The 8512-nt window shown below is 56.5% G+C and carries 10 protein-coding genes and 2 tRNA genes; 4 read left to right on the top strand and 8 right to left on the bottom strand.

The window, feature by feature from the left end:
- Nucleotides 1–101: 101 nt before the first annotated feature.
- The 3 genes from HNQ99_RS13330 (at nucleotide 102) to HNQ99_RS13340 (ending at nucleotide 2255) form a co-directional block, all read left to right on the top strand.
- Nucleotides 102–175 (top strand) — tRNA-Cys (locus HNQ99_RS13330).
- Nucleotides 176–351: 176 nt separating this feature from the next.
- Nucleotides 352–1797, top strand: a complete 1446-nt coding sequence (locus HNQ99_RS13335) for a GMC oxidoreductase (protein ID WP_184476453.1) — start codon at nucleotides 352–354, stop codon at nucleotides 1795–1797.
- A gap of 14 nt (nucleotides 1798–1811) precedes the next feature.
- Nucleotides 1812–2255, top strand: coding sequence for a hypothetical protein (locus HNQ99_RS13340; RefSeq protein WP_184476454.1), 444 nt, complete (start codon nucleotides 1812–1814; stop codon nucleotides 2253–2255).
- A 20-nt stretch (nucleotides 2256–2275) separates the two neighbouring features.
- Here the strand turns inward: HNQ99_RS13340 and modC are convergent, their stop codons facing one another.
- The 8 genes from modC to yajC form a co-directional block, all read right to left on the bottom strand.
- Nucleotides 2276–2908, bottom strand: coding sequence for a molybdenum ABC transporter ATP-binding protein (gene modC, locus HNQ99_RS13345; RefSeq protein WP_184476456.1), 633 nt, complete (start codon nucleotides 2906–2908; stop codon nucleotides 2276–2278).
- Nucleotides 2898–3596: a molybdate ABC transporter permease subunit gene (gene modB / locus HNQ99_RS13350; protein WP_184476458.1), complete on the bottom strand. Its 699-nt coding sequence runs from the start codon at nucleotides 3594–3596 to the stop codon at nucleotides 2898–2900. The genes modC and modB overlap by 11 nt, the downstream gene beginning before the upstream one ends.
- A complete protein-coding gene (modA, locus tag HNQ99_RS13355; protein ID WP_184476502.1) occupies nucleotides 3593–4336 on the bottom strand; it encodes a molybdate ABC transporter substrate-binding protein in 744 nt (247 codons plus the stop codon). The genes modB and modA overlap by 4 nt, the downstream gene beginning before the upstream one ends.
- Before the next feature lie 103 nt (nucleotides 4337–4439).
- Nucleotides 4440–4808 carry a winged helix-turn-helix domain-containing protein gene (locus HNQ99_RS13360; protein ID WP_184476460.1) on the bottom strand — a complete coding sequence of 123 codons (369 nt, stop codon included), beginning with the start codon at nucleotides 4806–4808 and terminating at the stop codon, nucleotides 4440–4442.
- Nucleotides 4809–4835: 27 nt separating this feature from the next.
- Nucleotides 4836–5210 (bottom strand): MTH938/NDUFAF3 family protein, encoded by a 375-nt coding sequence (locus HNQ99_RS13365; RefSeq protein WP_184476462.1) that lies wholly within the window; start codon nucleotides 5208–5210, stop codon nucleotides 4836–4838.
- Nucleotides 5210–6187: a protein translocase subunit SecF gene (gene secF, locus HNQ99_RS13370; RefSeq protein WP_184476464.1), complete on the bottom strand. Its 978-nt coding sequence runs from the start codon at nucleotides 6185–6187 to the stop codon at nucleotides 5210–5212. The genes HNQ99_RS13365 and secF overlap by 1 nt, the downstream gene beginning before the upstream one ends.
- A gap of 15 nt (nucleotides 6188–6202) precedes the next feature.
- The gene (gene secD / locus HNQ99_RS13375; RefSeq protein ID WP_184476466.1) at nucleotides 6203–7801 is read right to left on the bottom strand and encodes a protein translocase subunit SecD; all 1599 of its coding nucleotides are present in this window, start codon (nucleotides 7799–7801) and stop codon (nucleotides 6203–6205) included.
- Between the two features lie 5 nt (nucleotides 7802–7806).
- Nucleotides 7807–8145 carry a preprotein translocase subunit YajC gene (gene yajC / locus HNQ99_RS13380; protein WP_184476468.1) on the bottom strand — a complete coding sequence of 113 codons (339 nt, stop codon included), beginning with the start codon at nucleotides 8143–8145 and terminating at the stop codon, nucleotides 7807–7809.
- Nucleotides 8146–8331: 186 nt separating this feature from the next.
- Here yajC and HNQ99_RS13385 point away from each other — a divergent pair.
- A tRNA-Pro gene (locus HNQ99_RS13385) sits at nucleotides 8332–8408 on the top strand.
- The last annotated feature ends 104 nt before the right edge of the window (nucleotides 8409–8512 follow it).

Below are 8512 nucleotides of genomic sequence, written 5' to 3' on the forward strand. Positions count from 1 at the left end.
CTCCGCTTTGCCTCAAGGGCCGGATGTCGCGACGCCACTTTCACGATTGCACTATATCATGATCTGCGGTAGCAGCCGGGCTCCCGCCCAAGCGCGGGCGAGGCCCGATGGCGGAGTGGTGACGCAGCGGACTGCAAATCCGTATACGCCGGTTCGATTCCGGCTCGGGCCTCCATTTTCATCCTGCCGCCAAGGCCTACCGATCAATCGCGAGCGAAACTATCCTTTTGCGCGCTGGACCTATGCCTAGCTTGAATTTAGTTCGGCTTGTCGGGGTTAGCCTACAGAATAAGCGCTTTCCGATTAATGCGATTGGGGCTGGTCAGTCATGCCAGCTGGGGAAATCGTGCGATGATCAACAGTGTTGCGCCTACTTCAATCCATGACGAGCATTTCGATGTCGTCATAATCGGATCGGGTTTTGGCTCGAGCTTCTTTCTCTACGAAGCGCTCCACAAGAAGAGCCTTAAGTTTCTCGTCATAGAGCGAGGACGGCACAACAGCCATGAGTGGCAGTTGGATCATCACGACAATTCCGACATTGATCATAATAAAACTTTCCATACTGAAAGCGACAAACCCTGGAATTTTACAATCGGCTTGGGTGGAGGCTCAAATTGCTGGTTTGGTCAGGCTAATCGCCTGCATCCCAGCGATTTCAAGCTCCATAGCCGGTATGGCGTCGGCAACGACTGGCCGTTCGACTATGACGAGCTAGAACCATTCTATGCCGAAGCCGAGCAAGTGATGAGCATTTCCGGCGATCCGGACATGGTCAGCATTTTTCCGCGCTCGAAGCCCTATCCGCAGCCGCCGCATCATCCAGCCTCACCGGACCGGATGATGAAAAAAGCTCAACCAGATATGCATTTCGTGATGCCTACAGCTCGAGCTCGGGTGGCAACGGAGCAGCGCCCGGCTTGTTGCTGTTCAATGCGATGCTGGCTTTGCCCCGCCAATGCCAAATTCACAGTGAACAACGGGCTGATCGGCATGTTCTCCGAGCCTAATGTAACCGTCTGCCTGCAATCCACGGCCTTGCGGTTTGAGGGGGGCTCGAACAGCGTACGATCTTTGGTTTTTGAAAATGGCGGCAGGGAATACAAGGTCCATGGCGGCCTGTTCGTGCTGGGCGCAAATTCAATCCACAGTCCGGCTATCATGATCCAGTCGGACATGGGCGGCGGGCTGACCGGCAAAGGCCTCCACGAAGGCTATGGCATCGGCGTTGAGGCCTATCTGGATGGCCTCGAGAATTTCGACGGAAGCACGATTACCACCGGGGTGAATTACAGCGAATATGACGGCTCATTTCGGTCGGAATCCGGCTCTGCCATGATTTCGTTTGAGAACCGTTGGCCCTTCGGATTCAGGTTGGAGCCCGGAAGGTGGCAACAAGTGCTGCCCCTCACCATCGTCGTGGAGGAGTTGCTCGAACCCCATAACCAGGTCGTGAAAGGACCCAAGCTCGGAATACCCGAAGTGCTCCATAAAGGACCGTCTTCCTACGCGCAAAAGGGAGTGGACAGGGTCATGGCGGCGCTCCCAAAGATTCTTGCGCCTCTGCCTGTCGAGGAAATTTATTTCCGGAACGTCCGCCGAACGGAATCCCATCATCAGGGCACCATGAGGATGGGCCGGGATGCTGCGACTTCAGTGGTAGATGAACATCAGATACACCATCGCTGGCGTAACCTCATTGCTGTTGGCACTTCGGTATTCCCAACCTGTACGGCTTCCGGCCCCAGCCTGACCGCTGCAGCGCTGTCTCTACGCGCTGCAAGGCGGATTATCTGAGGGAGGTCGAAACAATGGCATTCACTATATCGAGGCGCGCCCTTTTCGCGGGAGCGGCAGGAACAGCCGGAGCGTTCGCCGCAGTTGCCGCAGGTGTGGCAACCTTCGACCTTAACGATCTCATGCGGCGTACACTGACCAGATTGCTGGGCGAATTCGACATCAGCGACGAAGACCTCGCAACCTTTGCCAAAGATTTTTCCCGGTTGGTAGAATTGGATGGAGAAACTGGCCTGATGTTGCGGACGGCCAGTTTTACAGGGGTCAGTTCGATCCTCAGCAACACGGGGCCGCATTTCACTCGCAACCGTTTTGAAGGCTTTGACCGCACTGTACTGGCGACCTTCATCACCACCACCAACTATCTCGATATTTACAAGTCAGGTCAGGGTCGCGTCGTGTATCATGGCATTGAACCGCCCTGCGTGAGCCCATTTGCCCATTTCGAATTTCCATGACGTCGCAGATCGGACAACAGCTAGCGCTCGGAGCCGATCGTCACTATTTGGGTTGCCAGTCGCTCCACTTCAGCCCGGTCATGGCTGACATAAAGGATTGGCAGCTTCAATTCATCGCGGACTCGCTCTATGACCGACATGATCTCGGCGCGCCGTGGGGCGTCGAGAGACGATAAAGGTTCGTCCATGAGCAAAAATCTGGGGCCACTGAGTAGTGCCCGGCCCATGGCCACCCGCTGCGCTTCGCCGCCTGAAAGAGTGGCCGGCCAGCGGTCCAGCAAGTGACCTATCCCCAGGAAGGTCAGGACCTCGTCAAATTCCAGCCAGCGATGTTCGGGTAAAGCCAGTTTCATGCCGTATTGAAGATTGCCGCGCACATCCTTATGCGGAAACAGTCTGCCGTCCTGGAAAACATAACCCGCTCGCCGCTTTTCGGGCGGCAAATCAATTCCGGTTTCACTGTCGAACAGTATCTCTCCAGATATGGCGATATGGCCGACCTGCGGCCTCATCAGGCCCGCAACCATATTAAGAAGGCTGGTTTTGCCCACGCCCGAGGGACCGAAAAGCGCCGTGAGACCCGGACCTGCCTCCAGCTTCATTTGAATATCCAACTCGCCTATCCGCCTGCGGATATCGATTTCAAAGGACATGGCTCATCCCCCGGCCAGCCCGACGGGCAAGAGCTTCCGATACGATCAAGGCGATCAGCGAAAGGAGAATAGAAATCACGGCAAGTCGAGCGACAACATGATCACTGCCTGGCACCTGCAAAGCGGAATAAATAGCCAGTGGCAGAGTTCGCGTCTCTCCGGGAATATTAGACACGAAGGTGATCGTAGCTCCAAATTCCCCCAGCGAGCGCGCAAAGCCAAGCACGGCCGCAGCCCATATGCCTGGGAGCGCCAGAGGTAGGCTGATCGTAACGAACATGTGAGCGCGACTTGCACCCAGTGTTCGGGCAGCATCCTCCAGTCGGCAATCGATCGCTTCAATGGAAAGTCGAATCGCGCGAACCATCAAGGGTAACGCCATGATCGCAGCAGCAAGCGCCGCACCGGTCCAGCGGAACATGAAGACAATGCCCAGCCATTTTTCGAACCAACGGCCCAAGGGACCGGCAGGACCGAAGACCAACAGAAGAAACCAGCCCGTCACCACAGGCGGCAGGACCAACGGCAAATGCACCAGGGCGTCGATCAGCACCTTGCCTACAAATCGCCCTCGCGCCAGCAGCCAAGCCAGGGCAAAGGCCATCGGTAGAGTAACAATCACCGCAACGCCGCTGACCTTCAGCGAAAGCAGTATGACTTCCCATTCCTCGGCCGACGGCGGGCTCATTGTCCGGTGGATATAAAGCCAGAGCGGGCAAAAATGGCCCTGCCCTGTCGTGACAATAAGAAGCGCCGAAAACCTTCTGTTTCCCTGCTCGACGATGTTTTAAGTACGGCCATCGAATAAGAGATTGGTGGATGGCTCGACGCAGGGAAAACCGCGACCACCCTCACACGGTCCGAAGCCCGTGCATCTGTGGCATAGACAATGCCGAGCGGCGCGGCGCCTCGTTCCACCATCGCCAATGCAGCCCTCACATTTTCCGCCCGAGCGATTTTAGGTTCGGCCGAAATCCAGACGCCTAGATCTTCAAGAGCGGCCTTGCCGTATTTTCCGGCAGGAACCGCGTCGGGATCAGCCATCGCCAGACGCCCCTGACCTAACAGCCGCGCCAATGGAAAGCCCTTGGCAATCTGCATCTTGAGCCGAGACTTTGCTGGAGCGACAAGCACCAATTGATTTGTCAGAAAGGATTTTCGGGTGGCTGGCCGGATAAGCCCCTGCCCTGCTACTTCGTCCATCCAGGATTCATCGGCCGAAATAAAAATGTCGGCCGAAGCACCCGCACCGATTTGCTTTGCGAGCGCGGAGGAAGCGGCAAAGGAAAGCACTGGCTTCCCATTGCCCTTCTTCGCCCATGCCTCGGCAACGGAACCCAATGCCTCCTGAAGGCTAGCGGCTGCGAGGATCAAAGGCGGCTTTTCACGGGCCTGGGAAGGCGATGCAGATGCAACAGCCAACAGCATCCCGACCAGAAGAAAAATATTCCTAATCACCGAATCGCCCCTCCGGACTGCTATATCTCTTCCTATATAGCGCTTGCCGATAAGCTCAACCTGCTGATAGTCCTCAAACCTGCGGATTCGGTAAAAGGCTCTGCTGCAATTCGGCAAGCGCCTTGCCAGCAGTTGCGCCTGAACAGATCTCTTCCAACTGCCGGTAGCGGGACAGGATCAACTTGCCAAAGTCGGTGAGCCTCGTTCCGCCGCCATGACTACCCCCGGCAGATGTCTCGACCAAAGGCTCTTGCCAGCATCTGTTCATGACATCGACCAATAGCCAAGCCCGACGGTAGCTCATGCCCAAGGCTCGTCCTGCTGCGGAAATGGAGCCTTGTTGCCCGATCGCGTCAAGCAAGTCGGCCTTTCCCGGACCCATAGCGATCTCATCGCCGCACAATAGCTGAAGCTTGATCTTGAGTGGGCCCGTCCTGATCATTTTTCGCCTCGCGCTTGCTTGCACAATCTATAAGGGCAAAAACGCGCCCACGATCAACCGCCCTTCCGTTCGCAATACACCCCAGGCGCGCGCGGCGGCACGGCTGTCCATTGCCTCGACGCCGATATCCATTGCTTCCACGGCCTGCACAAAAGCACGAGGAGGATGAACAAGCGCGCTGCCCGTTCCCAGCAGCAGAAACTCTGGGGTTGGCTCGACTTCGAACAATATAAGCAGGTCCGCTATGCTGATCTCCGCCAGCGGCGGGGCTGTCCAGTCGATGGCTGCGTCCGGGGTTAGAATCAGCCCATGCTTGAATATTTTATCCTGCACGCGAAACGCAGTGCCGGAAAATCCCGTAATGACGGGTCCGGGCGCCTCAGCATCCCGGCGAATCTCCATCATGGCTCACGGATAGGTGCGGTTCGGCCTAGGCGTTCAGCTCCAGCAACCGGACCACCTTCATTGGGGACGAAGCTGTGCGGCCCGACCCGCGCCCATACCAGGATGGGCGCCGCCATATAGATGGACGAATAGGTTCCGACAAAAATGCCCAGCAACATTGCAGCCGTGAAACCGAAAATCACTTCCGGTCCCCAAATCAGCAGGGAAACCAACGCCACAATCATGGTGAGCGAAGTCATTAGCGTGCGCGCCAGCGTCTCGTTCACAGAAAGATCCAGTATCGGAATAATTTCCATCTTCCGATATTTTCTGAGATTCTCGCGAATGCGATCGTAAACCACAATGGTATCGTTGAGCGAATAGCCGATGATCGTCAATATTGCGGCCACGATGTTAAGGTCGAACTCAAGCTGGGTGAGCGCAAAAAAGCCGAACGTCAAGGCAACATCGTGGCATAGAGCAAAGAGCGCGCCAAGTCCGAACTGCCATTCGAATCTAAACCAGATGTAGATTGAGATCGCTACCATCGCCAATAACATGGCGTATGCGCCAGTCCGGAAGAGTTCACCGGAAACCTTGCCGGACACTGCATCAACGCTACCAAATTTGGCGTCTGGATAACCGGCCTGTACAGCCTCTTTAAGCGCGGTGGCCGCGTCGTTCGCCGCACCCTCTCCCCCTTTTGGAAGAGGTGTGCGAATGGTCACTTCATTCGGCCCGCCAAACTGCTGAATTGTCGTATCGCCCAGCCTGAGCGCATCGACCCGGCTGCGCAAATCGTCCAAGTTCGGCGCGCTCTTGAACGTGACCCGAACCATTTGACCGCCGACAAAATCGACGCCGAGATTAAGGCCCCTTACCGCCACCAAAGCTATGGACGCTGCGATCATCAAAAAACTGATCGCCATCGCAATATTGCGCCATTTCAGGAACTGAATATTGGTGTTTTCCGGGACGAGCTTCAACAAACGCATGATATTCTCCCGTCCTCAAATGGTCAGCTTCGTCGGCCGCTCGCGAAGCCAAAAACTGACGAGCAGGCGCGACACGGTGACCGCCGTGAAGACGCTGGTAACGATGCCGATCGTCAGAACGACCGCAAAACCGCGAATAGGACCGGAACCAAAATAGAACATCAGCGCCGCCGCGATGACGTTCGTAATATTGGCGTCGAAGATCGCCCGGCTGGCCTCCTTGTACCCGACCTCGATTGTCTGAACAATGCCGCGCCCGCGACGCTGCTCCTCGCGTATACGCTCGTTGATAAGCACGTTGGCATCCACCGCTGCCCCGATGGTCAGCACAAAACCGGCGATACCAGGAAGGGTTAGCGTAGCATTGAAGATCGCCATGATTCCAATGATGAGGAAGATGTTCACCACCAGTGCAATATTGGCGTACAGGCCAAAGCGGCCGTACGTGACAAGCATGAACACGAGCACGGCGGTGGTTGCAATCAAACAGGCGAGCATGCCCTTTTGAATTGAGTCTGCGCCAAGATCCGGCCCTACCGTACGCTCTTCGACCACAGTCAATGCCACTGGCAATTTGCCGGACCGCAGTGCGATCGAGAGCTCATTGGCGCTCGCTACGGTGAAGCTACCGGAAATTTGCGCCGAACCGCCCAGGATCGGTTCATTGATATTGGGTGCGGAAAGAACCGTGCCGTCCAAAATGATCGCAAACGGCTTGTTCACATTTTCTGTCGTGACTCGCGCGAACTTGCGACCGCCGGCTCCATCGAAGCGAATGTTTACAACGGGTTGGTTGTTTTGCTGATCATATCCCTGCTGAGCGTCGATGAGTTGATCGCCGCTGATCATGACCTGACGCTTGACCGCGATATAGGGAACGCCAGACGGATCAGTGGGATAAGGCAGTATCTGGCTTCCAACCGGAGCCCGGCCAGCGGCCAGTTCAGCCGGATCTGCCGTAATGTCGACCAGCTTGAATTCCAACTTGGCGGTCTTGCCGAGCAACGACTTCAGCGCCTCCGGGTCCTGCAGACCTGGGACCTGCACCACAATTCGGTTGGAGCCCTGGCGAATGATCGTAGGTTCCTTGGTGCCCATCTCGTCGATGCGCTTACGGATGACCTCCGTCGCGACATCCATGGCGCTTTCGATTGCAGCATCGAGGCCAGAGGAAGTCGGGGTCAGGACGATGGTGGAACTGTCCACCACCTCCACATTCCAGTCGCGCTGACCGGTCATGCCCGCCCCTTGGGTAAGGGCGCGTACACGCTCGACCGCCGCATCCACTTGCGCGCCCTCGCGCACCATGAAGCTCAGCTTGCCGCCCCTTCGCGAAATATCGCCAATCGCTATCTTGGGATCGCCCCGCCGCATCTCGGTGCGGACGGTTTCCTCCATATTCTCCAGCCGCTGCTTCTCCACATCCTGGGTGTCCGCTTCCAGCAGGATATGGCTGCCCCCCGAAAGGTCGAGGCCGAGGTTGATTTGCGGCCGCAAGCTGGCAGGAAGGTGCGCCAATATGTTCTCGGGCAGAAAGCTCGGAAAGGAAAACAGAACGCCGATGATGACCGTCAGCGATACGGCCCAAATCTTCCAACGGGGAAAGTCCAGCATGGGGATCAGTCGTTTGCCGGTTTGACATTGCCCGGCTGGACAACGTCCGAAAGGGTCGATTTTACGACCTTGACCTTGACGCCTTGCGCAATTTCGACGTCGACATAGCTTTCATCCACCCGCAGGACCTTGCCCACCATGCCGCCAGCGGTGATCACCTGATCTCCCTTTTTCACCGCATCGATTACAGCACGATGATCCTTCATCTTTTTTTGCTGCGGCCGGATGAGCAGGAAATAAAAAACCGCGAAAATCAGGACAAGGGGCAGCAGCTGCACAAGAAAGCTCGTACCGCCAGGAGCGGCCGCGCCGCTGGTCTGGGCAAGGGCAGTGGATATGAACATCGTTGGGAGTCTCGATTCCTGAAAGACGGTTCTGTTTTTATCAGTTTCGCCCCATAGCAAGGGCTAACGGCAAGCACAAATAGGAACGGCAACGGAACCTGATAAGGGTGTTCGACAAAATTCCTGTTGACCGCGCGATCGCTCTTGCAACACTCGCCGGATGGCCGTAAATGCCGCCCCTCTGGTCGGGGCGTAGCGCAGCCTGGTAGCGCATCACACTGGGGGTGTGGGGGTCGGAGGTTCGAATCCTCTCGCCCCGACCATTTCTTTGGTTGTCCGGCCCGGACACATAGGTAACAGAATGTACCTAAGACATGGGTGACAACCTCGCGCCGAACGGGTTGTCGATGGTCTGCAATGTTTTCTG

The organism is Rhizorhapis suberifaciens (assembly GCF_014200045.1).
GTDB classification, from domain to species: domain Bacteria; phylum Pseudomonadota; class Alphaproteobacteria; order Sphingomonadales; family Sphingomonadaceae; genus Rhizorhapis; species Rhizorhapis suberifaciens.